General features: G+C 43.7%; 24 protein-coding genes and 2 tRNA genes. 3 read left to right on the top strand and 23 right to left on the bottom strand.

What is annotated here, in order from left to right; all coding sequences use genetic code 11:
- Positions 1 to 158 precede the first annotated feature (158 nt).
- From M1G14_RS00745 to rsgA, 13 genes are all read right to left on the bottom strand, one after another.
- Entirely contained in the window at positions 159 to 1,358 is a 1,200-nt protein-coding gene (locus M1G14_RS00745) for a phosphoglycerate kinase (protein WP_003008876.1), read from the bottom strand.
- 202 nt (positions 1,359 to 1,560) lie between these two features.
- Positions 1,561 to 6,351 carry an endo-beta-N-acetylglucosaminidase gene (locus M1G14_RS00740; protein WP_247926119.1) on the bottom strand — a complete coding sequence of 1,597 codons (4,791 nt, stop codon included), beginning with the start codon at positions 6,349 to 6,351 and terminating at the stop codon, positions 1,561 to 1,563.
- A 234-nt stretch (positions 6,352 to 6,585) separates the two neighbouring features.
- A complete protein-coding gene (gene gap / locus M1G14_RS00735; RefSeq protein ID WP_023919220.1) occupies positions 6,586 to 7,596 on the bottom strand; it encodes a type I glyceraldehyde-3-phosphate dehydrogenase in 1,011 nt (336 codons plus the stop codon).
- Positions 7,597 to 7,875: 279 nt separating this feature from the next.
- Positions 7,876 to 9,957: an elongation factor G gene (gene fusA, locus M1G14_RS00730; RefSeq protein ID WP_003003071.1), complete on the bottom strand. Its 2,082-nt coding sequence runs from the start codon at positions 9,955 to 9,957 to the stop codon at positions 7,876 to 7,878.
- Positions 9,958 to 10,372: 415 nt separating this feature from the next.
- Complete coding sequence (gene rpsG, locus M1G14_RS00725) at positions 10,373 to 10,843, bottom strand: 30S ribosomal protein S7 (protein WP_003003105.1); 471 nt, start codon at positions 10,841 to 10,843, stop codon at positions 10,373 to 10,375.
- Between the two features lie 19 nt (positions 10,844 to 10,862).
- Complete coding sequence (gene rpsL, locus M1G14_RS00720) at positions 10,863 to 11,276, bottom strand: 30S ribosomal protein S12 (protein WP_003003125.1); 414 nt, start codon at positions 11,274 to 11,276, stop codon at positions 10,863 to 10,865.
- 205 nt (positions 11,277 to 11,481) lie between these two features.
- Entirely contained in the window at positions 11,482 to 12,048 is a 567-nt protein-coding gene (locus M1G14_RS00715; RefSeq protein WP_125826629.1) for a hypothetical protein, read from the bottom strand.
- Between the two features lie 23 nt (positions 12,049 to 12,071).
- On the bottom strand, positions 12,072 to 12,887 hold the full coding sequence (gene purR, locus M1G14_RS00710; protein ID WP_003002950.1) for a pur operon repressor: 816 nt from the start codon (positions 12,885 to 12,887) through the stop codon (positions 12,072 to 12,074).
- Between the two features lie 135 nt (positions 12,888 to 13,022).
- Positions 13,023 to 13,967 (bottom strand): 3'-5' exoribonuclease YhaM family protein, encoded by a 945-nt coding sequence (locus tag M1G14_RS00705; RefSeq protein WP_049523439.1) that lies wholly within the window; start codon positions 13,965 to 13,967, stop codon positions 13,023 to 13,025.
- A complete protein-coding gene (locus M1G14_RS00700; protein WP_049523441.1) occupies positions 13,954 to 15,204 on the bottom strand; it encodes a DNA recombination protein RmuC in 1,251 nt (416 codons plus the stop codon). Before M1G14_RS00700 ends, M1G14_RS00705 begins: the two co-directional genes overlap by 14 nt.
- A 1-nt stretch (position 15,205) precedes the next feature.
- Entirely contained in the window at positions 15,206 to 15,838 is a 633-nt protein-coding gene (locus M1G14_RS00695) for a thiamine diphosphokinase (protein WP_049523443.1), read from the bottom strand.
- On the bottom strand, positions 15,831 to 16,490 hold the full coding sequence (gene rpe, locus M1G14_RS00690; protein ID WP_045759944.1) for a ribulose-phosphate 3-epimerase: 660 nt from the start codon (positions 16,488 to 16,490) through the stop codon (positions 15,831 to 15,833). Before rpe ends, M1G14_RS00695 begins: the two co-directional genes overlap by 8 nt.
- A gap of 14 nt (positions 16,491 to 16,504) precedes the next feature.
- Complete coding sequence (gene rsgA, locus M1G14_RS00685; protein WP_024055290.1) at positions 16,505 to 17,383, bottom strand: ribosome small subunit-dependent GTPase A; 879 nt, start codon at positions 17,381 to 17,383, stop codon at positions 16,505 to 16,507.
- 248 nt (positions 17,384 to 17,631) lie between these two features.
- On the opposite strand from rsgA, the gene M1G14_RS00680 reads away from it, so the two are divergent.
- Together M1G14_RS00680 and M1G14_RS00675 are read left to right on the top strand one after the other, a co-directional pair.
- A tRNA-Leu gene (locus M1G14_RS00680) sits at positions 17,632 to 17,714 on the top strand.
- A gap of 4 nt (positions 17,715 to 17,718) precedes the next feature.
- Positions 17,719 to 17,807, top strand: a tRNA-Ser gene (locus M1G14_RS00675).
- Positions 17,808 to 17,852: 45 nt separating this feature from the next.
- Here M1G14_RS00675 and rsmA read toward each other — a convergent pair.
- From rsmA to M1G14_RS00625, 10 genes are all read right to left on the bottom strand, one after another.
- Positions 17,853 to 18,728 carry a 16S rRNA (adenine(1518)-N(6)/adenine(1519)-N(6))-dimethyltransferase RsmA gene (gene rsmA / locus M1G14_RS00670; protein ID WP_125826630.1) on the bottom strand — a complete coding sequence of 292 codons (876 nt, stop codon included), beginning with the start codon at positions 18,726 to 18,728 and terminating at the stop codon, positions 17,853 to 17,855.
- Positions 18,729 to 18,780: 52 nt separating this feature from the next.
- Positions 18,781 to 19,365, bottom strand: coding sequence for a ribonuclease M5 (gene rnmV, locus M1G14_RS00665; RefSeq protein WP_125826631.1), 585 nt, complete (start codon positions 19,363 to 19,365; stop codon positions 18,781 to 18,783).
- A complete protein-coding gene (locus M1G14_RS00660; RefSeq protein ID WP_024055123.1) occupies positions 19,337 to 20,107 on the bottom strand; it encodes a TatD family hydrolase in 771 nt (256 codons plus the stop codon). Before M1G14_RS00660 ends, rnmV begins: the two co-directional genes overlap by 29 nt.
- A 125-nt stretch (positions 20,108 to 20,232) precedes the next feature.
- Complete coding sequence (rpmH, locus tag M1G14_RS00655) at positions 20,233 to 20,367, bottom strand: 50S ribosomal protein L34 (RefSeq protein WP_003003086.1); 135 nt, start codon at positions 20,365 to 20,367, stop codon at positions 20,233 to 20,235.
- A 147-nt stretch (positions 20,368 to 20,514) separates the two neighbouring features.
- Positions 20,515 to 21,144: a ribonuclease P gene (locus M1G14_RS00650; RefSeq protein WP_247926118.1), complete on the bottom strand. Its 630-nt coding sequence runs from the start codon at positions 21,142 to 21,144 to the stop codon at positions 20,515 to 20,517.
- A 75-nt stretch (positions 21,145 to 21,219) separates the two neighbouring features.
- The gene (gene jag, locus M1G14_RS00645; RefSeq protein ID WP_021153989.1) at positions 21,220 to 22,167 is read right to left on the bottom strand and encodes an RNA-binding cell elongation regulator Jag/EloR; all 948 of its coding nucleotides are present in this window, start codon (positions 22,165 to 22,167) and stop codon (positions 21,220 to 21,222) included.
- A gap of 15 nt (positions 22,168 to 22,182) precedes the next feature.
- A complete protein-coding gene (locus M1G14_RS00640; protein ID WP_003015944.1) occupies positions 22,183 to 22,998 on the bottom strand; it encodes a YidC/Oxa1 family membrane protein insertase in 816 nt (271 codons plus the stop codon).
- Between the two features lies 1 nt (position 22,999).
- Complete coding sequence (rnpA, locus tag M1G14_RS00635; protein WP_003002960.1) at positions 23,000 to 23,341, bottom strand: ribonuclease P protein component; 342 nt, start codon at positions 23,339 to 23,341, stop codon at positions 23,000 to 23,002.
- Positions 23,342 to 23,419: 78 nt separating this feature from the next.
- Positions 23,420 to 24,097 (bottom strand): CPBP family intramembrane glutamic endopeptidase, encoded by a 678-nt coding sequence (locus tag M1G14_RS00630; protein WP_049497084.1) that lies wholly within the window; start codon positions 24,095 to 24,097, stop codon positions 23,420 to 23,422.
- An 85-nt stretch (positions 24,098 to 24,182) separates the two neighbouring features.
- The gene (locus M1G14_RS00625) at positions 24,183 to 25,076 is read right to left on the bottom strand and encodes a TDT family transporter (RefSeq protein ID WP_049497083.1); all 894 of its coding nucleotides are present in this window, start codon (positions 25,074 to 25,076) and stop codon (positions 24,183 to 24,185) included.
- A gap of 238 nt (positions 25,077 to 25,314) precedes the next feature.
- Between M1G14_RS00625 and M1G14_RS00620 the strand changes: the two genes are divergently transcribed.
- Positions 25,315 to 26,517 (top strand): IS110 family RNA-guided transposase, encoded by a 1,203-nt coding sequence (locus tag M1G14_RS00620; RefSeq protein ID WP_125826634.1) that lies wholly within the window; start codon positions 25,315 to 25,317, stop codon positions 26,515 to 26,517.
- Positions 26,518 to 26,532 lie beyond the last annotated feature (15 nt).

Genomic DNA, 26,532 nt, shown 5'->3' with positions numbered 1-26,532 from the left:
TTCGATTTCGTCGTCCCACCTCCGCACAGTTGAGTAGGGCTGTAAAAGCTGATGAAATCAGCGTAGTAGAGCCCACTCAACCACTGCGTCTTGCTCGACAATCCAAAAATAATTGAGAGGCTAGGACTTGTGTCCCAGCCTCTTTCATTCTATTTAGATTATTTGTCTGTAAGAGCAGCCAATCCTGGAAGTTCTTTACCTTCAAGGAGTTCCATAGAAGCACCACCACCAGTAGAGATCCATGAGAATTTGTCTGCACGGCCAAGGTTGATCGCAGCAGCAGCTGAGTCACCACCACCGATGATTGATTTAACGCCTGGTTGTTTCACGATAGCGTCCATCACACCGATTGTACCAGCTTGGAAGTCAGGGTTTTCAAATACACCCATAGGTCCGTTCCATACAACTGTTTTCGCACCAGTCAATTCTTGGTCGAATTTAGCGATTGATTTAGGACCGATATCAAGACCAAGGAATCCTGGATCTACTGCTTCACCTTCAGTGTCTTTCACTTCAGTGTAGTCAGCAAATGCGTTTGCTTCTTTTGAGTCAACTGGCAAGATCAATTTGCCGTTTGATTTTTCAAGAAGAGCTTTCGCAACATCCAATTTGTCTTCTTCTACAAGTGAGTTACCGATTTCGATACCTTGTGCTTTGTAGAATGTGTAAGTCATCCCACCACCGATAAGGACTTTATCAGCTTTTTCAAGCAAGTTTTCGATAACACCGATCTTGTCAGATACTTTAGATCCACCAAGGATAGCTACGAATGGACGTTCTGGAGCTTCAACTGCTTCTTTGATATAAGCAATTTCGTTTTCAAGAAGGAATCCAGCAACAGCTTTATCAACGTTTGCAGAGATACCAACGTTAGATGCGTGTGCACGGTGAGCAGTACCGAATGCATCGTTTACGAAGATACCATCTCCAAGTGATGCCCAGTATTTACCAAGTTCAGGATCGTTTTTAGATTCTTTCTTGCCGTCAACATCTTCGAAACGAGTGTTTTCAACCAAGAGAACTTGTCCATCTTCAAGAGCGTTAACAGCTGCTTCCAATTCAGCACCACGTGTAACACCTGGGATAAATTTCACTTCTTGACCCAATTTAGCAGCCAAGTCAGCAGCTACAGGAGCAAGTGATTTACCTTCTTTATCTGCTTCTTCTTTTACACGTCCAAGGTGAGAGAAGAGGATTGCACGTCCACCTTGTTCAAGGATGTACTTGATAGTTGGAAGAGCTGCAGTGATACGGTTATCGTTAGTGATCACGCCGTCTTTTACAGGAACGTTGAAGTCAACACGAACGAGAACTTTTTTCCCTTTCAAGTCAACGTCTTTAACAGTCAATTTTGCCATTAGATATGACTCCTTCTTTTTTTAATACATGATAATTATATCACAAAAGCTGTAAAAGAGGTAGAAAAATCCAATGCTTTTCCCCTCTAATTCACAGGATCCGAACGACACTTCTAAATACAAGATCAAACCTCTCTGGTTTTCACCAGAGAGGTTTTTTGAGAGTGACTTTTTAAGTGAACGAAAGAATCCTGTAAAAGACTTACTCTTCTTTCTTCTTACCAGCCAAGAGGAAGCCGCCTAAGGCCGCTAAGAGAACAGCTTCAGCTGCAAAGGAAGCTTCTAGGCTTGCCGTATTTGGCAAGTGTTCCGATTGACTTTCTTTGCTTGCATCTTTTGTTTCTTGCTGAACCGTTGGCTGTGAGTTCGCTCCTTGGTGGGCACTTAACAACTGATGGATCTCTTGATCGACCATATCCTTGTGTTCTTCCTCCTGATGACCCGCTTGAGTAGAAGTCGTTGGGGCCAACTGATCCACTTGAGAAGACTCTGTAGGCTTCAATGGATTAGCTGGATCCGGAGTTACTGGGGCAGCTGGTTGGACTGGTTGATTTGGTTGAGCTGGTTGAACAGGCTGATCAGGTTTAGCCGGTTCCTCTGGTTGGATCGGTTGATCTGGTCCTTCCGTTTGTGCTGGTTTATAGACAATCGCATAGTGAGTAAAGTGAGGAGCTGTAAAGATGACTACATCTCCTACTCTCTCAAAGGCCAAGGATTGAGGAGCTTGACCTTCTGGGAAGAAGAGAACTTGCTCCACTTCTTTATCCTTATCCACAGGGATTTTCACAAAGGATGGATGGTGGGTATCAATATCTTGACCGCTGGCATCCACGCCTTCAATATCAAAGACGATTCCTTCTCGACCCTTCAGCTCTTCTTTTTCTGCCTGATTGGCTTCAACTTTTGCGACTTTCAGTCCTTTGACAACGGTTGGCTCTAAGTTGGAGAATTGAACTTCGACTCCAGTTGCAGGGTCTACAAAGACCGCTGGCTTATCTTCTTTCAGGAGCGCAATCAAGGTCTCTAGACCTGTCTTAGCTGTTTCAAGCGCTTCAGGAGTGAGCTCTGAAGAAGCTAGGAGCTCTTTATTTTTCTCAACCAGTGCCTGCAAAGCTTCACCAGAAGGGTGATTTGGCTTGCTTGCTAATAGAGCAGTCGCTTCTGTTGTCAGAGCAGAGAGAGCTTCTTTTTCTTTTGTTAGATTGGCTTGACCATCCAAGGCTTTCAAGAGAGCGGTCAATTGGTTCAACTGCTCATTGACTTGATCTTGTGTGCTGGTATCATGCTCTTTCAAGACTTTTTCAGAAGCAGCCATTCCAGCCAGCAAGGCTTCTTTGACTTCAGGAGTCGCAAAAGTAAAGTCTACTTTGGCTTTTGCAGCTTCAGCTTCAGCCAATTTTTGCTTGAGGTATTCATCGTTGAGAGCTGGTTTTGGATTGACGAGGACATCAAAGCTTGTGCTAGCTCCTTTGTAATGGACAGTGATGGTTTGACGACCTTCCTTGGTCGTATCAAAGCCAGTCACTTCCACACCTTCATCTGTCAAGGCATGCGTTTCGGTCGTTTCATCTTCAAAGACGACTGTAAAGCGTCCACCTTCTTTTTCCAATGATTCTCCGACAATATATTCCACTTTTGGTTTGTCGGTCAATTCTAGACCAGCAACTGCTTTTTCACCTGCTTCTTCTGCACTGACCACAAAAACAGTGAGGGTCTTATCCAATTTCTGACCAAGGTAAGAGACTTCTAGGTGTTGTTCTCCCAGCTTGCTACTGTCAAATCCATGAATCTCTACACCTGAGTTGGTGAGGTTGACCAGTTGATCTGCTTGGCCATCTTTATAATGAACGCGGAGAGTCGCCCCTTTCAAGGAAAGGGCATCGCCTTCCCGGTAGACCTTCTTGGTCAAGCCATCTTCAAATTGAAGTCCCGCAATTTCTTTATCATTTTTTGGAACTTCAATTGCTAGAACATTACTGATATCTTTGCCAGGTTCTTGCGCACGATAGTAGAGAAGAGATGGGGTTGATTCAAAAGCCAGTGGTTTAAAGATCAGATTTCCAGCTTGATCGGCTGTCATGGTCGCAATTGGATTAGTAGCTTCTTTATCGGCATAAAGAGTCAGAGTAGTATTAGCTGGAACATCTTTGAAGCCGACTTGGACAAAATGATTACCCAGATTTTGCGCTGCAGCATGTTTCATCGGGATGTTGACCGTTTCCGTATCCAGACTTTCATACATCTTCCAGTTGTAAATCCGGATGGCTTGCCATGGAGTTCCGTTATCTGCCGTAATGACATGGAGACGCCAGTCTTGAGCCTTGATCGGATGATCAAGTGTAATGTCAGATACATGGGCTTTATTGCCACGAACTTCCTTGGCTAATTTCCACTCACCGGCTTCGTCCTTGTAGTAAAGGTCGAAGTCACGGGTATTCATCTTGCCATCGTCGACAGATTCTCCACCCGCACCGGCATGGTCCATGACCCAACGAACAATGGTCCGTGGTTGTGTCAAACGAATATCGACGGTTCCACTCAATTGAGCAGAAGACCATTTATCTGAAAGACTGGTAATGGTACCATTTAACATGCCTTCGATGCCTTCACTACCATCCGCATCCGGGAAGCTCGAACCGATCACTTTGGCTCCGATGACCACGTTTGGCGCTAAAGCTTTTGGTAGACTGGTATCTGACACGGTCATGCCCCAATCAAAGGCTACAGTTCCCGCATCCGAACGTTGACCATTCTTTCCAACTGCCACAACCTTGAGTTCCTGAGTGGTTCCTTCAGCACTTGCTGAACGGCTAACTTTTGGTAGATAGACGGTTGTCGCAGAAGATCCTGTTAAGAGACGCCAGTTATCGCCATCTTTTTCATAGACTTCATAATAATCCGCATCTGCTACCCCTTTAAAATTGAGGACTGCTTCTGCTTCTTGCGCATTTTGTAGACGTTTTGCACGAACGGATACTTCTGCTGGAGTAGCTGGTTTTTCTTGGTTTGACGTAATCGACAATTGGCCGAGATTAAATTTGTAGTCTTTAACATCCGTATCATGGTCAAAGAACATCTTCACAGCATAGATGGTCTTGCCAGCCAAACTTCCTAAATCAAAGGTTTGAGTAGACCAATCTGCACTCAGTGTCAATTCTTTCCATTCGTATTCAGAGTAGTCTTCTTTGGTGGCAACAGCTACCCAGGCAGCAGCTCCGATCCCACCTTTATGACTGACGCTCAATTTTGTCGTTTCTGTCACAGGAATCTTGGTCGAATAGAGCATGACATTTTGACTGCTATTGGCTTTTAAATCTCCTTCAAAGGCTAGAGAATTTCCTCCATTGTAAGCTTGATCAAAATCATAGCGACCTTTTAATGGTGTACTATCTTCACTATGCTCTACCCACCAACGCCATGTTGGAAGGTAGCCAGAAACAGAACGGTAGTTCCATTCCCCTTCTTTAGAAATCTTGCCATCGACAAACCAGTGTTTTCCGTGACCAGTATTGAAGGAAGTATTGAAATCTTCACTAGTGATTGGGGTTTTGTCCACTACTAGATTGGACATACCGTACCAAGATTGGTCTGCTGGTTTTCCTTTAGTCGGATCTCCTTGGAAACCTGTCCAGAATAGATCTTCATGGGTATGGTATCCTTCTCCAGTCTTTCCTAGCCCTGTAATGGTATCAGGTGCATAAAGCCCAAGAGATAGACGCAACTTGCCATGTTCATCTAAAATGGCATTCCAGTCTACATTAGTCTTATAAGAGCCTCCTTTTTGGAGTTCGAGTCCAGCTAGAACATCATAAGGATTCCGATGAATCCATTTAGCTGTACTGATGGAATAATCCACTTCTGATTTGCCCCAGTTAAAGTTAGCAAAGAAAGTATCAACTGGATTTTCCCCATTTTCTGGCTGCATGAAATTGTAGTTGTATTCTCCCAGCGCATTCTCATGGTAACGGCCATATTCATAGGTCATAGCATCATACCAGGAATACTTAATCGGATAGTTCAGACTCTTCGCATATTCCTTGGTATAAAGAAGAAAATCTCTCAATTTTGGACCCAATGGTTCTACAAGATTTCCGGTTGTTTCTTGGTTGATAAAATAACCATCAAAGCCATAATACTTGGCAAGTTCAACTAATTTACGGGCGATCGGGAAAGTTTTAGAGCCTTCACTATCTTCTTTCAATGTTTCTGCAAAATGTTCTTGATCCTTGATACTGCTAGACCAGTTATAAAAGAGTGTTCCATAAATAGGAACCCCATTTCGGTGGGCAGCATCGATCACATCTGCTGATGGAACCAGTCCTTCCCAAAAGACCATGGAATCCAAATATTGCCAGTAATCAAACGCATAGGCCTTAAACTCTTCCCCGCCGACAGACGCATGATCCTTGGCTTTGGAGTTCATGTTTGACAGCGCTTGGATCTTCGCTTCAGGTTTGGCTTGTTCATTAATTTGTTTTCCTTGGAAACGACTCGCAAGTGGGACGCTTGCTCTGTTTATATCGTCATCCACTCGTTTTCCTGGTTCCCACTTCAAGAGATCATCCCAGGTATCGAACTTAACTTCTTTGGGCCTTAATTGTTTTTCTTCATTGGTTGGTAAATCGGCCACTTTTTCAGCAGTAGCTTTCGGTTTTTCAGTCTCTGAAACAGCTGGAGTATCTGTAGTCGTCGAGCTAGCTTCTGTACTTGTAGGACTAGCCTCTGGAGTGACCGCTTCTGTGGCCGGTTTTGCAGGATCAGCCGTAGGAAGTGCCGCATCTGCAGTATAGACGCCAGCTTCTCTCACTAGATGATTAACATCTTCAGTCGCTACTGAAGAGGTTTCCAAGGGTTGTTCACTAGTAGAAACCGTCTCATCTGCAGAGACAGCGCCTGTTCCTAAAAATGCTAACCCAATCAATGCGGAGCAAACTCCCACACTGAATTTTCGTATACTAAATCGTTCTTTCTTTTCAAATAGATGACCTTTCATCTTGACCTCCTTGTATGGATTTTTTCTTTTTCTTGAGCGATTTCCATTGGCTCCTTTCTCTACGACCTGTAATCGCTTTCATTTTATTGTATTAGAAATCTCCAATCAAGAATAGGATATCCTAATCTATTTAGCACTGTCAATCTATTTTGGCAATTCCTATAATATGATGAGAAAGCCCTAAAAAAAGTACAAAAAAAGAGGAGGTTTCCCTCCTCTCATCATACGCATGAATTATTTAGCAATTTTTGCGAAGTATTCAAGAGTACGAACAAGTTGTGCAGTGTAAGACATTTCGTTGTCATACCATGAAACAACTTTAACCAATTGTTTACCGTCAACGTCAATAACTTTAGTTTGAGTTGCGTCAAACAATGATCCGTAAGACATACCTACAACGTCTGAAGAAACGATTGGATCTTCAGTGTAACCGTATGATTCGTTTGAAGCTGCTTTCATAGCTGCATTCACTTCATCAACAGTAACGTTCTTGTCAAGAACAACTACCAATTCAGTAACTGATCCAGTTGGAACAGGAACACGTTGTGCAGCTCCGTCCAATTTACCGTTCAATTCAGGGATAACCAAACCGATTGCTTTAGCAGCACCAGTTGAGTTAGGAACGATGTTAGCAGCACCAGCGCGTGCACGACGAAGGTCACCTTTACGGTGTGGACCGTCAAGGATCATTTGGTCACCAGTGTAAGCGTGGATAGTAGTCATCAATCCTTCAACAACACCGAAGTTATCTTGAAGAGCTTTAGCCATTGGAGCCAAGCAGTTTGTAGTACATGAAGCACCTGAGATAACTGTTTCAGTACCATCAAGAATATCGTGGTTAGTGTTAAATACGACTGTTTTAACATCTGATCCACCAGGAGCAGTGATAACAACTTTCTTAGCACCACCAGCATGCAAGTGTTTTTCAGCAGCTGCTTTAGTAGCAAAGAAACCAGTTGCTTCAAGAACGATTTCTACACCGTCGTTAGCCCAGTCGATTTGTTCTGGATCACGTTCAGCGGAAACTTTAATAAATTTACCGTTAACTTCGAATCCACCTTCTTTAACTTCCACAGTACCGTCGAAACGACCTTGAGTTGTATCGTATTTCAACAAGTGTGCAAGCATAACTGGATCTGTAAGGTCGTTGATGCGTGTAACTTCAACACCTTCTACGTTTTGGATACGACGGAAAGCAAGACGTCCGATACGACCGAAACCGTTAATACCAACTTTAACTACCATTCGTGATTTCCTCCTTATGAAAATCAAAAAAATTTTTTGTGAAAAGAGTAACTTGACACAGCGCCAAACATCTTTTAACAGTCTCTATTATATACTTTATTGCATTAAAAAGCAACTATTTCCCCACGAAAAGCAAGATTTATCATAGATCACTACCTCTTTTATTAAAGTTTTTCACAAAGTCTTGATCGATAGGAAAAGCGCTTTTTTACTTGTACTCACTTTTGGAACAAAGAAAAACTCTTCCCAAAGTGGGAAGAGTTTTTTAGCTTTGGTAAATTAAGCTTCACCTTTAGCTTTTTTAATGATTTCTTCTTGTACTGATTTTGGTACATCTTCGTAGTGGTCAAATACCATCATGAAGGTACCACGTCCTTGAGTTGCAGAACGAAGGACAGTAGCGTAACCGAACATTTCAGCAAGTGGCACATAAGCACGAACGATTTGGCTTGCACCGTGTGCTTCCATACCATCTACACGTCCACGACGAGCAGTTACGTGACCCATAACATCCCCAAGGTTTTCTTCAGGAACTGTGATGGTTACAAGCATCATTGGTTCAAGGATAGCTGGTTGTGCAGTCTTAGCAGCTTCTTTAAGTGCAAGAGATGCAGCGATCTTGAAGGCAGTTTCAGATGAGTCGACATCGTGGTATGAACCATCGTAAAGCTTAGCTTTCACGTCAACCATTGGGTAACCAGCAAGAACACCGTTCGCCATAGATTCTTGAAGTCCTTTTTCTACTGCAGGGATGAATTCACGTGGAACCACACCACCGACGATCGCATTTTCGAACTCAAATCCTTTACCTTCTTCGTTTGGAGTAAATTCGATCCAAACATCACCAAACTGACCTTTACCACCAGATTGACGTTTGAAGAATCCACGTGCTTGTGTAGAAGCGCGGAATGTTTCACGGTAAGATACTTGAGGGGCACCAACGTTAGCTTCAACCTTGAATTCACGTTTCATACGGTCAACAAGGACATCCAAGTGCAACTCACCCATACCAGAGATAACTGTTTCACCAGTTTCAGGGTTTGTTTCAACGCGGAATGTTGGATCTTCTTCAGCCAATTTTTGAAGGGCAATACCCATCTTGTCTTGGTCTGCTTTAGATTTAGGCTCAACCATCAATTGGATAACTGGTTCTGGAACTTCGATTGATTCAAGGATGATTTTTGCTTTTTCATCTGTCAATGAGTCACCAGTTGTAGTATCTTTCAAACCAACGGCAGCAGCGATATCTCCAGAGTAAACTGTTTCGATTTCTTTACGAGTGTTGGCGTGCATTTGAAGGATACGTCCGATACGTTCACGTTTACCTTTAGAAGTGTTCAAGACGTATGAACCAGAGTTCAAGACACCTGAGTAAACACGGAAGAATGTCAAACGACCTACGAATGGGTCAGTCATGATCTTGAAGGCAAGAGCTGCAAATGGCTCTTCATCAGATGCTGGACGTTCTTCTTCTTCGTCTGTATCTGGGTTTACACCCTTGATTGCAGGGATATCAAGTGGGCTTGGAAGGTAGTCAAGGACTGCATCCAACATCAATTGAACCCCTTTGTTCTTGAAGGCAGAACCACAAAGTACTGGGTAGAATTCAACGTTGATTGTAGCTTTACGGATACCAGCTTTCAATTCTTCGTTAGTAATTTCTTCCCCTTCAAGGTATTTCATCATCAAGTCTTCATCAGTTTCAGCAACTGCTTCAACCAATTTTTCACGGTATTCTTGAGCTTGTTCAAGGTATTCAGCTGGAATATCTTCTTCAAGGATATCTGTACCAAGGTCGTTAGTATAGATTTCAGCTTTCATCTTGATCAAGTCAATGATTCCGCGGAAGTCATCTTCAGCACCGATTGGCAATTGAATTGGGTGAGCGTTTGCTTGAAGACGGTCATGAAGTGTGCTTACTGAGTAAAGGAAGTCAGCACCGATTTTATCCATCTTGTTAGCGAATACGATACGTGGAACTCCGTATTCAGTTGCTTGACGCCAAACTGTTTCAGTTTGAGGCTCAACACCTGATTGTGAGTCAAGAACGGTTACAGCACCGTCCAAAACGCGGAGTGAACGTTGAACTTCGATAGTGAAGTCCACGTGTCCTGGTGTGTCGATGATGTTTACACGAGTGTCTTTCCATTGAGCTGTTGTAGCGGCAGATGTGATGGTGATACCACGTTCTTGCTCTTGCTCCATCCAGTCCATTTGTGACGCACCTTCGTGAGTTTCACCGATTTTGTGAATCTTACCAGTGTAGTAAAGGATACGCTCAGTTGTAGTTGTTTTACCAGCATCGACGTGAGCCATGATACCGATATTACGAGTTTTTTCAAGTGAAAATTCGCGTGCCATGAGGTTTGTTTCTCCTATATTTTTTATTTCTATATTCTATTATAACATGATTTAATAAAAACGGATAGGCAGGACCTACCCGTTCTCATTGTTTTCATGCTAAGTTTTGGTTCCAACTTGTAAGAAGAGTTGAATTGGGTTCAAGAGCTGACGAAGCTTAATTGAACCCAGGCTAAAAGCTCAAGTTAACTGATTTGAACCCGAGCGAGGCCCGGTGCAAAAAAGATAAACTGCTTTGTGTTCATCGAACACTGCATCAGTTTCCTATTTTTGCCTTGGGCCTTTGCCGCTCTTAGTATCATAATTGAACCCGGGCTAAAAGCTCGGAAAATAGATAAGCTTTCCTAGAATCCTTGATTCTTCGTCAAGCTTCCTAATTTTCAGTCGTTTTTTTAACGCCCTCAGTATCTTAATCTTACCAGCGGAAGTGTGCGAATGCACGGTTAGCTTCAGCCATACGGTGAGTATCTTCACGTTTCTTAACAGCTGCACCAGTGTTGTTCGCTGCATCCAAGATTTCTTTTGCAAGACGATCAACCATTGTGTGTTCACCACGTTGACGAGCGATGGTTACCAACCAACGAAGTCCAAGTGTTGTACGACGTTCTGGACGAACTTCAACTGGGACTTGGTAGTTAGAACCACCGACACGGCGAGCACGTACTTCAAGTACAGGCATGATGTTTTCCATAGCTGTTTCGAATACTTCAAGAGCATCGTTTCCAGTAGCTTCTTTAATTTGTTCGAAAGCTCCGTAAACGATTGAAGCAGCTGTACCACGTTTACCATCAAGCATAACGCGGTTGATAAGACGAGTAACTAATTGTGAATTGTAAAGCGGATCTGGCAATACATCGCGTTTAGGCGCACGGTTTTTACGACTCATTTTTCTTTATCCCCTTTCCTTATGCTTTTGGTTTTTTAGTACCGTATTTAGAACGGCCTTGTTTACGATCGTTTACACCTGCAGTATCAAGTGCTCCACGGACGATATGGTAACGTACCCCTGGAAGGTCTTTTACACGTCCACCACGAAGAAGAACCACGCTGTGTTCTTGCAAGTTGTGTCCGATACCTGGGATATAAGCAGTTACTTCGATCAAGTTGCTCAAACGTACACGGGCAAATTTACGAAGGGCAGAGTTAGGTTTTTTAGGTGTCATTGTTCCAACACGAGTTGCAACACCACGTTTTTGTGGTGAAGAAACGTTTGTTTGAACTTTTTTATGACTGTTGTAACCAACGTTCAAAGCTGGTGATTTAGATTTTTCTACTTTTGATTTACGCGGTTTGCGAACCAATTGGTTAATTGTAGGCATCTACATTCTCCTGTGAAATTTTTTATTTTTGGTGATGGTACACTTGGTGACAGCTACCATCTGTGTGTACTTTTGCAACATTTGTCAGCACGTCCCTGTACACTCTTGAGAGACCAAAAGTAAAAAGTACCGCCTATTATTATAACATGACGGCACTTTGATTGCAAGATGTTTTTTTATTTTTTAAAGAAGTCTAAAAAGTTCATTATTGCCCAGCTTGAGCAGGTTCTTCTGCCCCTGTATCTGCGGCCGGAGCATACTGTTGTTGCTGTTGTGGTTGCACTGTCGCATTGGCTCCAGCTACTCCAGCATTGGCATTAGTATTTGCGTTCGCGTTCGTGTTGGCATTAGCGTCTGTTTGAGTCTGCTGTGTTGCCGTTGTGTCGCTCTCATAGGTCAGTCCATAATAGTTAGCGGTGTATTGGATACGGGCCTCAAGCGATTGCTTTTGAGTCGCATCTTTGACTTTCTTCACAGCAGCTTGGGCAGCGTTCACAGAATCTTGACTTGGCGTTGTTTCCATTTGAACGACTGCTTTTTCAGCAGCTTCTGTATTTTTCTTTTCTTCCTTCTTTTCTTTTTCTTCCTTTGTTTCCTTTTTCACTGGAAGGGAACCTGTCTTTTTAGCAGGTTGAATTTCTGTCGTTACCTGGGCAGCCGTATTCTTTTTAACGGTATACAAACCAGCTACCAAAATAAAGGATAGAGACAGAACTGTCACCAAGCGAATCCACAAAGGACTATTATCAAATCGATCTAAAATTCTTTTCACTTTTTGATCCTCCTTTGTTGCTCTTAATCAAAGATATTCCCAACTTCGACACTCAATTTATTTTCTTTTACATCGATGTTGGTCACGCGCAATAAGGATTTGTGTTCAAAGAATTCACGGTCGGTTGCAGCATTATCCGCAAAGACAGCTACTCCTGCTAATTCAGAATCGAATTCAGCCAAGAGACTGACCATCCCATTAATCGTTCCGCCACCTTTAAGGAAGTCATCGACAATCAAGACCCGGCTTCCTGCTTTTAGGCTCCGTTTTGAAAGGAACATTTTCTCAATACGATCCCCACTTGAGCCTGAAACATAGTTGACACTAACGGTTGACCCTTCTGTGATTTTCAAATCACGACGGACAATGACAAATGGAACATTCAAGACATTGGCCACTGCATTCGCTAAAGGAACTCCCTTGGTCGCTACGGTCATGACAGCATCAATCTTCTTATTCCGGAAGGCTTTGGCAATGATGCGTCCGATCCGATTCAAAATCTTTGGATTGCTCAAAAGATCAGACAGGTAAATGTAGCCACCAGGAAGGATACGATCACTTTCAGACAGTTGCTTGCAAAGATCCTCGACGATTTCTTTGGATTCTTGATCTGAGATAGACGGTGTAAAGATCACGCCTCCACCAGCTCCTGTGATGGTCTCAATATTTCCGATTTCCATCTCTTCAAACGCACGCTTAATGATCACGATATCTTCTGAGATGGAAGACTTGGCAGACTCATACTTTTCCGCAAACGTATTGAGACTAGTCAATTCATAGGGATGGTTGATCAAGTAATTAGAAATCACGACCATCCGTTCACTTCTTCTTAATTTCATTTTCTCACCATGTAGTTTTTTCTATCATTATACCATAAGAAGCGAAAAAAACGAACATTCTGATTTACAGAAGGCCGTTTTTTCCTGATTATTTTATTTTTGGCAGAATCATTCCCGTATTTATCCCTGTTTTTACTAGTCGAGATTCGGTTTATAGAAGGAACGATTTTCCATAGCAAAGATTTTATTGGTCATCTCGCCAGGACCAATTAAGCCAAGTGCTGTTGTCATCATCATCATTTCCGCATCCAAATTATCGATCATATGAATAATCTCTGCTTCCATGATTTTTGGACGAACAGGACTACCGTATTCGAGCAAGCCATGGTGACTCAAGATCACATGGCGAAGGACGATGACTTCTTCTTTTTGGTCATCAATCTTCAACTCTTGCAAGACCTTGGTGATTTCTTCATCGATCAGTGCAATGTGGCCGATGAGGTTGCCTCGAACAGTGTATTCTGTATTTTCAGGTCCCGTCAACTCAATCACTTTGGCCAAATCGTGTAACATAATCCCTGCAAAGAGCAAGCTCTTATTCAACTGAGGATAGATATCACCGATACTATCTGCCAAGCGGACCATGGTCGCCGTATGATAAGCGAGACCTGCTTCAAAGGCATGGTGGTTGGTCTTAGCAGCTGGATAGCTATAAAACTCTTTCTCATATTTCCCATAGAGGGCCCGGACAATCCGTTGCCAGACTGGATTTTCAATTTTGAAAATCATGTTTGACAGGTATTCATGCAATTCCTTGGGATCTACTGGTGGTTTTTCCTTAAAGTCTGCTGGATTGTTGGGCTCTCCTGCTTGGGGCAAGCGCATGTTTAATTGGTTGACTTGCGGAGTATTATTGTAAACTTCTCGACGTCCAGACATATGGACCACGCGCCCAGCCATAAAACTCTCTACATTGTGAGGTTGGGCATCCCATAGTTTACCTTCGATTGTACCGGTCTCATCCTGGAAGACAAAGGCAAGGTAGTTTTTCCCGGCCCGCGTTTGACGCACTTCTGCTGACTTGATCAAATAGAATCCTTCGAACAATTCATCTTTTTTCATTTGGCTAATTTTGACCATCATCTTCTCCATCTTCTATGTATATATCTAGTCCCAGCAGGTCCTCATCACTTTCGATTTGGCGGAGCGTCCGCTCGATGGCACTGGTCCGTCTGGTTAGTAAATCATCAATATTATTGGAAGCATTCTTTAAATGCCGTTGGGTCTTGGCTAGAACACCTCCAAATTTATGGAATTCTGATTTGACAGATCCCAGTACTTTACTGATATCATCTGCACTCTTTTGAATATTAAGCGTCTTAAAGCCAACAGACAAGGAGTTCAAAAGGGCGGATAGGGTGCTTGGACCAGCCACTAAAATTTGTTCTTCCCGACGCAAACGATCGAAAAATTCAGGATTTCGAACCACCTCTGAATAGAGTCCTTCAGTCGGTAAAAAGAGAATCCCGAAATTGGTCGTCGCTGGTGGAAAGAGGTATTTTTGTTGGATATCTTTGGCAAAACGCTTGATACTAGCCAAAAGAGCCTTGCGGTAACGCTCGATCTCCTCTTTTTGCCCTGACTCATACGCCTCTTCCAGACGATAGTAGTCTTCCAATGGGAACTTAGAGTCAATCGGTAGATAGACTGGCTCCTCTCCTTGTCCCGGAAGCTTGATGGCATATTCCACGCGCTCACTGGACTGAGGAACTGTGATGAATTCCCGCTCATACTGGGTTGGCGTCAAGATATCTTCAATGATTTGGCCCAGTTGCAATTCGCCCATGATTCCACGAGTCTTGGTGTTGGAGAGAACTTTATTGAGGGTTCCAACATCCCGTGCAACTGACTGCATTTCTCCCAGCCCTTTGTTGACCGATTCCAACTGTTTCGAAACGGTCTCAAAGGAGGTCTGCAAACGGTGCTGCAAGGTTTTCTCCAATTTTTCTTCAACCGTTTGGCGCATCTGCTCTAGCCTCACTTCGTTGGACTCTTGAATCTGGCGCATGCGCTCATCTGTCTTGTCCCGATTTTTGGTAAAGTGCTCGTTCATCTCAGCGCGCAGGGCTGTCGTTTGCTGGTGGATCTCCACCCGCATCTCTGTCAAGCGATCTGTCAGAGCGATCTCTAACTGCTGGTTGGCAATCTGAGTCGCCTGTCTTTCTTTTTCAAAACGATAGTCCAACTGGTCTGTCAAATGATCCTCGTGGTCTTCCAGCATCTCTCGTAAAGCCGGTCTTGTGTCATCTGACCGTTGCAAGAGATAGATGAGAAGTCCCAGATTAAGCAGGCCAATCAGAAGCAAAATGATATTCATATTAACCTCTGTCTTTACTATATACAATGACAAGATAGCCCCGATCAAGACTCACTTGAATTGCTTGATCCAAAAACTCATTGGAACCATACATAGCCTTTGGAAAATAATTTTCTGAATGGAGCGGATACTTGGCCCCTGTGATCTCTAAACGACCTTCTCCGACAGGCATAAAACCAACATAGGTCATGGTTGGATCTGGCTGGATCTCATGAGAGCCCGCTGGTCTGAAAACTAAGCGATTTTGCTCATCGACTAATTGAATCTGCTCCATATAGGGAGCTAGGTCTGGATCGGTCGGCAAAAAGATATTAGACAAGAAGTGATCCAAGCGACCACCAAAAGCACCGTAAACTGTGACTGCAGCATCTGGATAGTCTTCAAAGACTGTTTTCAAGGCCAATTCCAAATCCGTATCATTCTTTTCAGGGACGGATTGAACAACTTGCTTGGCTTGGGCCTGGATCTTGCGAAAATCAACCTCAGAGATGGAATCGAAATCCCCTACAGCTATATCTAAAGGCAAACCTTGTTCCAGTAGCTTCAAACAGCCACCATCAACGCCTACATAAGCGTCATGATCTTTTGGCAAGAGCGTGCTGTCACCTCCCGCCAGTATTGCGATGTTACCCATTTACTGCATCTCGGAGCGTTTGAACGCGCTCATTAACATCTCCATTAAAGACATAAGAGCCTGCTACAAAGACATTGGCCCCAGCTTCTTTGGCTTGGGAAATAGTTTGGCCATCAATTCCACCATCCACTTCGATATCAAAGTCGAAACCTTTTTCTTCACGAAGAGCGGCTAATTCGCGCACCTTGTCCATGGTTTCCGGCAAGAAGGCTTGGCCACCGAATCCTGGATTAACAGTCATAACCAAGACTTGATCCACCAAGTTCAAGACATGTTTGATACTGTCTACAGGAGTTCCTGGATTGATCACGACACTAGCCTTCACACCTGCTTGACGAATTTTTTGAAGAGCTCCGTGAATATGGGGAGTCGCTTCTACGTGGATGCTGATGATATCCGCACCTGCACGGGCGAATTCTTCGATATGGTGTTCGGGATTGGTGACCATCAAGTGGCAATCAAAGACCAACTTGCTATGTGGACGCATGCTCTCTACGACACCAGCTCCAAAGCTGATATTGGGCACAAAATGGCCATCCATGACATCGATATGGGCATAGTCAGCTCCTGCTGCTTCTAAGCGTTTCAATTCACTTTCAAAATTGGCATAATCGGCACTCAAAATTGAGGGTGCAATTTTCATTGTTTTCATCGTTGTAGTGTCTCCTATTTTGGCATTTTTTTCGAAACTTTTTTATAGGTTTCGCGACGGTTTTCAATCTCACTTAGAAATTGCAAGTAATCCTTATAACGGAAAGGTGCAATTTCCTCTCTTTCAACGGCTGGTTTCACCGCACAAGCTGGCTCATGCGTGTGGGTACAGGTACGAAATTTACAAGAGTGGCTCACATCGGCGATCTCCGGAAAAGCTTGATTTAAGTCTTCACTGGTCGTCACTTCATAATCAAGGGAAGAGAAGCCAGGCGTATCTGCGATCTTTCCTCCATTTAAATGGTAAAAGCTGACAGCTCGGGTCGTGTGTCGACCGCGCCCCAGACTATCTGAAATCTCACCCGTTTCAAGCTCCAGATCCGGAGCGATTTTATTGAGCAAGGTCGATTTTCCTACACCGGTCTGCCCCATAAAGACCGTGGTTTGATTGGTCAAAAGGGGCAAGAGTTCCTCAATCGACAAGACAAAATCATAGCCAATAGCCTGGTAGATTCCTTGGTAGTAGTGGATGTCTTCCATATCTTCTAACAAGTCCAGTTTTGAAATATAGACAATGGGATGAATCCCCTTATGCTCCAAAAGAACTAGAAAACGATCTAAAAGATTGGCGTTGAAATGTGGCTCCTTAGCTGACATGATCACTACTGCCTGATCAATATTGACAATAGGAGGGCGCACGAGGCTATTTTTTCGAGGCGCAATGCTCAAAATGTAGCCTTCTGAATTCTCTTCAGCAGAGAACTCCACCTGATCCCCCACATAAGGAGTCTGTCCTTTTTTTCTAAAATTTCCACGAGCCCGTGTCTGGTAAATGTGACCATCTGACTCCACGTAGTAGAAGCCAGCCAAGGCCTTGACGATTGTTCCTTGCAAATCGTACTCCTTTGAGATTAATACTATCTATTATACCAAAAAATGAGAAATAAGGCTGGATTGCTTGATAAGAAAAAACGAAAAGTGAACCTCTCCGGACACTTTTAGAAACGAATAGGGTCGTTTTTTAAATGGATAGAAACAGAAGACGGAGTATCTGTTATGACTTGTCTTTTAGCAGAATTCGGGAAAGGGCACCTTCCTTTTTTTCCTTGGCATTTTTCCTAAAAAGTGTATAATAGAACTATGCGGAGGTGGTGGAACGGCAGACACGCATGCTTCAGGCGCATGTGCCCCTTCGGGCGTGAGGGTTCAAATCCCTTTCTCCGCATCTTGGAAAGGTGGCCCAGCTCGGTACGGCACCGGACTCGAAATCCGGCAAGTGGATTTTATTCACGCGCGGGTTCAAATCCCGTCCTTTCCTTCTACAACAAACAAGACATGAGCTACAAAGCTCATGTCTTTTCTGTTATTTTATTCCTGCTTCTAGAAGGCCATCTGCTAGTCGGGCGAAGTCTTCTAAGCTCAGAGCTTCTCCTCGTACAGAAGGTTGCAGGCCTGCAGCTTGGATTCCTGCTTCCAGTTTGGCTTTGATTTCTTCGGTCTTGCCAAAGCGACTGGTCAAGTTATTCCAAAGTGTCTTCCGGCGGTGGACAAAGCTAGCCTTGCTGACAGAGAAGAAGAAATCTTCATCCTTGACTGCTACTGCTGGCTCTTTGCGACGGACCATCTTGAGAATGGCAGAGTCGACGTTTGGTGCTGGCACAAAGACGGTGCGAGGCACGATAAAAGCTACCTTAGCAGTCATATAGTATTGGACTGCAATGGATAAAGAACCATAAGCCTTGGTGTTGGGCTCGGCTGAGATGCGGTCTGCCACCTCTTTTTGCATCATGACCACAAATTCTTGGAAAGGAATCTTAGATTCGATCAAGTGCATGAGGATGGGAGTCGTAATGTAGTAAGGAAGGTTAGCCACCACCTTGATCGGAAGGTCTGGATTTTTAAACTCTGCGATGTACTGGTTGAGGTCTACCTTGAGGATGTCTTGGTTGACAACCGTTACATTGTCAAAATCACGCAAGGTATCCGCCAAAATGGGAACCAAGCGGTCATCGATCTCAAAGGCCATGACTTCTGCGGCATTTTCTGCCAAAAATTCTGTCAAAGCTCCAATTCCGGGACCGATTTCGATGACATTGACTTGCTTATCAATCTCAGCCGTATCCACAATCTTTTGAAGGATATTGGTATCGGTCAAGAAGTTCTGACCGAAGGATTTTTTAAAGGTAAAACCGTGACGCTCCAGCACTGCCTTGGTCACGCTATAATCTGCAATTCTCATTTTTTCTCTTTTCTAATCAGTTTAGAGGTAAAGAATCCCCTCTACTTCCGTCTTAATAACTGGCCATCGCCTCTTCGACTTGGGCCAAACAAATTCCAAACAACTCCAAGCGTTTGAGTAATTGCTTGCCATTGCAGTAGCCGATGCGCAAGGCTTCGCCTAGATATTCCCGTCGTTTGCGACTATCGCTTCCCATCAACAGTCCAAGCCGCATCAAGTCGGTCTTTGTGATATCAAAGAAATTTTCATCTTCGTAAGACCCGACCAGTCCAGCTAGAGCTTTTTCTAAATCTTCAAAGTTCGCATGCTCCACTCCCAAGGAACGCCCCTTGGTCTTGGATTTGGGTACTGCTTCACCACGATTTAAAAAGGCATGTTTGGCCTGGGGCACCTCTTGCATGATGATCTTGCGAATTCGCTCGCCATTATAGTCTGGATCGGTAAAGACAATGACCCCACGCAACTCTTGCAAGGTAGCAATTCGTTCCAAGTCATCTTGATCGATCGCAGAACCTCGGGTTTCATAGGTATCCACCTCATAAAAACGGCGGAGATTGGCTGTGTCGTCCTTGCCCTCCACGACAATCACTTCTGGTATTTTTCTTTTCTCAGTCAAGGCCAAATACCTTTCTTGCATTGTCATAGGTTGCCTGAGATACTTCTTCTGTTGTTAAGCCACGTAGTTCTGCAATAAAATCTACCACATAACGAGTGTAGGCTGTTTTATTTTCCCGACCACGTTTGGGAACTGGTGCCAGGTAAGGAGCATCTGTTTCAACCAAGATCTTGTCTAACGGAAGGCCAGCTGCCGCTTCTTGGACATCTGTGGCTTTCTTAAAAGTGACCACTCCAGAAAAGGAAATCATCATCCCCAGATCCATGAAGCGTTTCGCTTCTTCTAAACTTCCTGAGAAAGAATGCATGATCCCACCGCGAGGCCCGACTCCTTCACTCTTGATGATGGTATAAGTATCTTCTAAAGCATCACGTGTATGCACCACAAAGGGGAGGTCCAAGTCTTTAGACAATTGAATCTGACGACGAAAAACCTTTTCTTGGACATCTTTTGGTGCCGTCATCCAGTGGTAATCCAGACCGATTTCTCCGAGTGCGACGACTTTGGGATGTTTTAGCTGTTCAAGTAAATAGGCCTCCACTTCAGGACTATAATCTCCTGCCTCAGTGGGGTGCCAGCCAAGCGTGAGATAGAGTTCTGGATATTGATCTGCCAACTCCATGGCACGCTCAATCGTCGGTTTGTCAAAACCAACGATATTGTGGGCTACAACACCCATTTCCTTGGCCAAGTCCAGCTCTTCTTGTTCTTTTCCTGCGAATTCTTCCACATTAAGATGGGTGTGGGTATCAAAAATCTGCATGATCTTCCTTTTCTTCCGAGTTTTTCTTCCTTCTATTATAGCAGAAAGCGCCTCTAAATTCACTTTCGGACAAAACAAAAACCAGTAGTCTCGAGTTTCTACTGGTTTTTAGGTTTTTATCTGAATTAGGCAGCCAAAACTTTGCGTCCTTTACGACGACGAGCTGCCAATACGCGACGACCATTTTTAGTTGCCATACGGTGACGGAAACCATGTTTGCGCGCACGACGAAGTTTACTTGGTTGATAAGTACGTTTCACGATGAATACCTCCTCATAGATTTTGTATTCGTTTAGCCGGCTAGTTGTGATCAGTTACTAAACATACTTTACTATTCTATCGGATTCGACTCTATTTGTCAATAGCTATGGCAAAATTGTTGCAAATACAGGTCGGAGAACACCTTTCTACACCTGACGGGTTGCCAAGTAATAGGGTTCCAGAGCCACCAGCGCCTCTTGCAACTGATCCAGGATATTCTCTAGGGAACTCTCCTCAACTAGAGAAACATCGTATTTAACGAGGACCTTACGAACCGCCCCTTCTGCTACTGCTTGTAACAGATCATGGCGATTCTTTTCTGTTCCTTCTACCCTTTGACTCTCTCCATTTTTCTGGGCGAAATAATAAACTGGCTGAGTGATGGGAAGGGTGAGAACCATGTGTTGTTTTTGAAGACTCTCCTCATCTTTTTTTCGCTCGATAAAACTCACCTCTAAGGAAACTCCAAAATCAGCTGCATCTCCATAGAGCCTCAAGGCAAACATAGGTTCTGCCATCGTCCCTTCTCCTTTTAGATAGGCCCAAAAATGAGGTCGCAAGACCTGGGCCTGGTTCATCCATTGACTGGTCCGATCTTGCTCCAAATAGGGGTGACGCTTCTGAAAGGCTGAGACCAAATCGGTGAATTCCTTACGAGCCGCTTGAGCTAGAGCACGATACTGCTCCATCTCTGAGGCTAGCACGCCTGCCTTTGCTGGGGCCTGGTAGTGAATTCCTTGAAGCTTTAAAAACTCTCGAATCGCTGCAAATGCCATTTGCTTCCTTTCTAAACCTAAAAAAGGAGAGATCGGCTAAATCCCGTCTCTCCCTTATGGGAAATAATAGCTAGATTATCCTTCGATGTCTACCACCACGTAACGGTTTGGTTCTTCCCCTTCAGAGTAGCTAGTGACTCCTTCCATCTTAGAGACGATCCGGTGAATGATTTTCCGTTCACTGTTTGACATCGGATCTGTCTGTTGGGCTTGCCCATCTTCGAGGGCACGTGTTGCCAACTTCTGAGCATAGCTTTGAAGAACTTCCGCCCGGTGTTCTACATAGTCATTAACATTAATAGTAATGTAAAAATTCTTTGAGTAGCGGTTATAGAGGTAATTTTGTGCCAAAAGTTGAAGAGCCTTCAAGACTTTTCCGTGGTAACCAATGACACGTCCCGGTTCATTGGTATCAATTTGCATATTGACCGTACGGCGGTTGTGACTGCTTGAGATGGTTGCATCCACATCCATTTCATCGACCACTGTTTGAACATAGGCTGTCACATCATCTACGACTTCTTCGATGTTGTAGTTTTCCTCTACCTCGATACCAAGGTTTGAGAAATCAGATTCGCTTGATTCTTTTGTCGCTGGTTCTTTAACTTTTTCAAGGATATGTTCATGTCCTTTTTCTTCAAGAACGGTATCTGCTTCTTTGTCATGTTTCAGGATTTCGGTCTTGATTTCTTCAGAGACAACTTCTCCTTCTTCTTCGACCTTTTTGATCGCTGCAACGACGCGTCCGAGATCGACCGTAGCTTCGCTCACAGTTTTAACCGGTTCGTTTTGTGCATTGATCTCATCTGGGACACCTTTGACAGCTTTTTGATTGGCTTTCACAACAGTTGTTTCTGCAATGGGTTCAATCTCAACTTGGGCTGGTTTTTTCCCAAACAAGCCAAGAAAACCTTTCTTTTCACGCGCTACAACCGTAATATGTGCCTTCATACGAGGAATATCTAAATCGTTCAGACCTTTTTGAATCGCTTCTTCAACAGTTGCTCCAGTATATAGGACCATATGTCCACCTCTTTCTTATTTTTTCTTTTTCTGTGCCTTGTTTAGGGCACGACGTTTTTGTTTTTCCATGTCGCGCGAAGCTTGCTCTTTTGCTTCACGCTCTGCGATAATCTTGAAGGGGTTGTTCAAGAGATAGGTTTGCCCAACTTGGTAAGCATTGGAAGTCACCCAGTATAGTGCGACCCCGCTGGCTGAGAACAAGGCAAAGAAGAAGATCATCACAGGCATCACATACATCATGGTTGTCGCACTACCATTGCGCTCTGGCATGGCTTTATTGGTCAACCAACTGCTGAAAAATGTGAAGAGTGCTGCAAGAACCGGCAAGATATAAGTCGGGTCGATCGCGCCAAGGTCCAACCAGAGGAAGTGACCGACTTTAAGAAATTCGACACGGCTCAGCGCTTGGAACAAGGCCATCAAGACCGGCATCTGGATCAAGAGAGGAAGGAAGGCTGAAGATGTTTTGACACCTTTTTCCTTGTAAAGGGCCCGCATCTCTTCGGAAAGCTTGGTCCGGCTATCAAGATCCTTCCCAGGATACTTAGCTTGCAATTCCTTGAGGAGGGGTTGAATTTCCTGCATTTTGCGGGTTGAATTCATTTGATATTGGAAGAGAGGCAAGAGGACCGTCCGGATGACAATGGTAAAGACGATAATCCCTACACCGATACTTCCGCCAAAGGACAAGAAGCGGATAGCTTCTGCAAAGAAGTAGACGAAGCGTTCCCAACCACCTGTCGACTGAGCTGTCACTTGAGAGGTTCCACAAGCTGTCAAGACCAATAAGGCCGCTCCTAATAATCCAGTTAACTTCAGTTTCTTTTTCACATTATTCCCTTTCTTGGTAGACATGCGCTAATTTTAAGACATGTACAAGATTTTTCTCTACTTGATGAAAGTCGAGCTCCTCCACTCCTTTACGAGCAATGACAACAAAATCATCGGTCGTAAGGAAGGCTTGGTGTTTGATCAAAACATGGCGAATCAAACGTTTGATGCGATTTCTGGTCACAGCATTTCCCAGTTTCTTACTAACAGACAGGCCGACTCGAAAATGCGGTTGGTCTTTGCGCAAGCGGTAAACAACGAATTTCCGATTGGCAACATTTTGACCACTTTTAAAAATAGCATTAAAATCTTTGTCACGTTTGACGCGGTAGCTTTTTTTCAAACCTCAACTCCCTCTATTAAATTTATTCTATTATACCATATTTTCAAAAAAAACCAATCTCACTCAGGAAATCGGTTGCTACTTAAATACAGATAAAAGTAAAGGCAAGGTGTAGTAGAGATTGAGCAAGATATGAGCCAAAATAGGTGAAAGGAGCGTCTTGCTCCGATAATACAGGATCCCAAAAATCACACTCGGCAGGAGATAGATGATAGAAGCTCCCAGCGAAAAGGGAGTGTGGAGAAAATGCAGGCCACTGTAGATGAGGGCTGGAAGCCAAATCTCTGCATAGAGTTTCCAGCCTTTGAAGTAGGCATTCACCAAGGCTCCACGAAAGATCAGTTCTTCTGTCACTGGCCGGATGACGACCATTGCGATCACCAGGATAAGCATCCCTGTAGGGCTAATTTCCCGTGGAAACAAACTCAAAACGGCTGCCCGTCCTTGAACAAAACCACTGATGAAGTAGTCCAGCCAGTAGACCAAACAGGCCGCAAAAACAGCTTCTATCAGAGCTTGAAGGGGGTTCTTCCCCAGTTTAAACTGCGCTTTTTTAGAAAAACGGTAGACCAAAAATCCTGTAAAGACTGCATAGAGGCCTTCTAGGCCAAATAAGGTCCAATAATAGCTATTGGCGCTTGCTACGCTATTGGAGACATACTGGGCCAAGGGGCGAAATTGAGGCCGAACATAAAAATAAAACAAGAGCAGAAAAAGGGGATAAAGTAGTGAGAGCTTTCCTTTGATGAATTTCATAGATACCTTTCCTATAGAGTATGACAAATCGTATAGTGCATCTTACCATAATTGTGACAAGGTTTCAATGAAAAAGGATGACTTCCTACTCCCTGAGATAGGCCACATAACCTCCTAAAACAGCGACTAAAATCAAGAGACAAAGAAGAGTTTCCATCCATACGAGAGCTGTCAAGAAAGGCCACTGCAACAAGCCTTGGGCCATTTTCAAAGAGGTCGCTGTGATGACTGTTGGAAAGGTCAGGGCTGAAAAAGCAGGTTGAAAACCTTCTTTGATCATTCTCGGTAGACGCGTCAAAACAAAGAAATAAAAACCTTGTGAGGCAACTACCATGATCAGTAAGAACCAGACAGGAAGGCTTGCTCCACCCACACGAACCAGAGCTGCTAAAAGAAGGGAAAATGGAGCGCAATAGATGCCTTCTTGGCCCAACAGATGACTGGGCAAGGGGGACTGCTTCAAATCATGATAGATAAGGGGATAAAGAAGAAAGGTCAAACCAAAACCAATCACTAAAGCGAGATAAGCAATCTCTCTTATTCCTACAACTGGATAAGTCAAGGCTGCTACTGCAATGCCCACATAGAGAACGGTCCAACTTGGAGTGGCATTGGCTCTTGGTCGCGCTAGGACATGGGTCTTGGTAAAATAGAGAATTAAGCTCAGATCCAAGAGAAAGGCAGACCACCAGACCAACTGTGATAGACCTCCAAAGGCGGGAAAGAGGCGCAAAAGATAGGTGGATAGAATCATCCCTGCCATGGGAAAAGTCGCCATCCCAGATAAAAGGGCTGGTTGTTGGAATTCTATCTTGGCTTCTTGCCAGCGAATCGCATGGTAAACTACAAAGAAAAACCAGAAGAACAAACCTGTCAGACTAAAGGCGTGGGCAAAGAAAGGTAGCGAGTCTGCAAGAAGGTTTCCAGCGCCAACCAGTCCTAACAGACAGCCTGAAAATACTAAGGGGATCTTTTTCATCGGGAGCTCCAATCATGTTGTCGCTTTCAGTATACCATAAAAGAGAAGGAAGCAGGATAAAAAACATACTAAGATTAGTAGTGAAGAAATCTCCGACGGGAGAGAGTACTCACTACTTTTTCTTTATATTAAAGCAGAAGTATCTTGTTATGTCGTAGCTTCTTTTGGCGCTAGACGCCGAGTATTGAAAATGGAATCACCAAAATAAGGAATCATTCAAGACAAAGAGGTAAACATAATGCGGACAGTTTTTGGAATTGATGTGAGTAAAGCAAGCTCAGAAGTCGCTATTCTTGTGAATGGTGAAAGGGTTCATGGCTATACTATGCCTAATGACATTATCGGATTTTCTCGTCTACTGGAGGATCTAAAGACCGTGAGCAATCCCGAAATTATTTTCGAAGCTACTGGTGTATACTCTCGCCGACTTCAGGCCTTTCTAGAAGAAAACAGCTATGACTATACACGTCTTAATCCTTTGGAAGCTAAGAAGCAACTTGATGGATTACGAGTCCGAAAAACCGATAAGATTGATGCAGAGAAACTTGCTTCGTCACAATTTGTTCTAAACCGTAAGCCAACTTATGTTCAAGAAGAAGTCTATCAAAACTTGCATGATCTTAGCCGATTCTACCAAAATCTGACAGAGGATATCGTAAGGACGAAGAATAGGCTGCACAAAGTTCTTCAAGTCGCCTTCCCAGAAATCGAGAATCTACTATCTACTCCTACAGGTGAGCAATATTGGAATCTCGTGTCCATCTTCCCAACCAAGCATTGGGTGCTGGAACTATCAGAAGTTGAGTTGAAAGAAGCTATTCGCAACTCAACCTCTAAACGCATTTCAGAGAACAGAGTAGGTAACTTGACTGAGAAGTTAGTTGGATTGGCGAAGCAATCTTATGCTGGCATTTCAAAAACCTCTCCTATGGTAGAAGAGGTTAAGTATGATGCACAGGAACTTATAAGGTTGACAAACCGTCGGGAACAAGTATTACAACAGTTGATAGCGTTAGCTGAACCTCTACCTGAATATAAGATTCTTCTCTCTATTCCTGGTATCGCAGAAACAACGGCTACAAGCATTATTGGCGAATTAGGAGATATTCGTCGTTTTAAGTCTGCTAATCAAATCAACGCTTTTATCGGTATTGATCTCAAACACTATGAATCGGGAGATTTTCTAGGTCAAGAGCATATCACGAAGCGTGGGAATCCTTATGCAAGAAAAATTCTGTACAAATGTATTCACAATATCGCTTCAGCTAGCCACACCAATCCTTGCCATATCGCAGATTTCTATGAGAAACGAAAAAGACAATCGCAGATAACTTCAACTAAGCCACATACGATTGCCTCTATACATCGTCTCATTAGGACAATGTATTATCTTATAATGCATAATAAACTTTACGACTATACTTTAGCCCAAAGTCATTAAAGTCATCTATGCCCT

The sequence above is a fragment of the Streptococcus parasanguinis genome, from assembly GCF_023109675.1.
Taxonomy (GTDB): domain Bacteria; phylum Bacillota; class Bacilli; order Lactobacillales; family Streptococcaceae; genus Streptococcus; species Streptococcus parasanguinis_I.
The sequence above is the reverse complement of the archived record's forward strand: the minus strand, read 5'-3'. Positions and strand labels throughout refer to the sequence as shown.

Coding starts and splice junctions, on each gene's coding strand:
- M1G14_RS00660 (WP_024055123.1), bottom strand. CDS start 20,107: ATGCAGATTTTTGATACCCACACCCATCTTAATGTGGAAGAATTCGCA.
- M1G14_RS00620 (WP_125826634.1), top strand. CDS start 25,315: ATGCGGACAGTTTTTGGAATTGATGTGAGTAAAGCAAGCTCAGAAGTC.
- M1G14_RS00740 (WP_247926119.1), bottom strand. CDS start 6,351: ATGAAAGGTCATCTATTTGAAAAGAAAGAACGATTTAGTATACGAAAA.
- M1G14_RS00650 (WP_247926118.1), bottom strand. CDS start 21,144: ATGGCATTTGCAGCGATTCGAGAGTTTTTAAAGCTTCAAGGAATTCAC.
- M1G14_RS00705 (WP_049523439.1), bottom strand. CDS start 13,967: ATGGTCAAAATTAGCCAAATGAAAAAAGATGAATTGTTCGAAGGATTC.
- fusA (WP_003003071.1), bottom strand. CDS start 9,957: ATGGCACGCGAATTTTCACTTGAAAAAACTCGTAATATCGGTATCATG.
- M1G14_RS00700 (WP_049523441.1), bottom strand. CDS start 15,204: ATGAATATCATTTTGCTTCTGATTGGCCTGCTTAATCTGGGACTTCTC.
- rpsG (WP_003003105.1), bottom strand. CDS start 10,843: ATGAGTCGTAAAAACCGTGCGCCTAAACGCGATGTATTGCCAGATCCG.
- rpsL (WP_003003125.1), bottom strand. CDS start 11,276: ATGCCTACAATTAACCAATTGGTTCGCAAACCGCGTAAATCAAAAGTA.
- rsmA (WP_125826630.1), bottom strand. CDS start 18,728: ATGAGAATTGCAGATTATAGCGTGACCAAGGCAGTGCTGGAGCGTCAC.
- jag (WP_021153989.1), bottom strand. CDS start 22,167: ATGGTCCTATATACTGGAGCAACTGTTGAAGAAGCGATTCAAAAAGGT.
- M1G14_RS00625 (WP_049497083.1), bottom strand. CDS start 25,076: ATGAAAAAGATCCCCTTAGTATTTTCAGGCTGTCTGTTAGGACTGGTT.
- rpe (WP_045759944.1), bottom strand. CDS start 16,490: ATGAAAACAATGAAAATTGCACCCTCAATTTTGAGTGCCGATTATGCC.
- M1G14_RS00695 (WP_049523443.1), bottom strand. CDS start 15,838: ATGGGTAACATCGCAATACTGGCGGGAGGTGACAGCACGCTCTTGCCA.
- rnmV (WP_125826631.1), bottom strand. CDS start 19,365: ATGCAAGAAAGGTATTTGGCCTTGACTGAGAAAAGAAAAATACCAGAA.
- gap (WP_023919220.1), bottom strand. CDS start 7,596: ATGGTAGTTAAAGTTGGTATTAACGGTTTCGGTCGTATCGGACGTCTT.
- M1G14_RS00745 (WP_003008876.1), bottom strand. CDS start 1,358: ATGGCAAAATTGACTGTTAAAGACGTTGACTTGAAAGGGAAAAAAGTT.
- M1G14_RS00630 (WP_049497084.1), bottom strand. CDS start 24,097: ATGAAATTCATCAAAGGAAAGCTCTCACTACTTTATCCCCTTTTTCTG.
- purR (WP_003002950.1), bottom strand. CDS start 12,887: ATGAAATTAAGAAGAAGTGAACGGATGGTCGTGATTTCTAATTACTTG.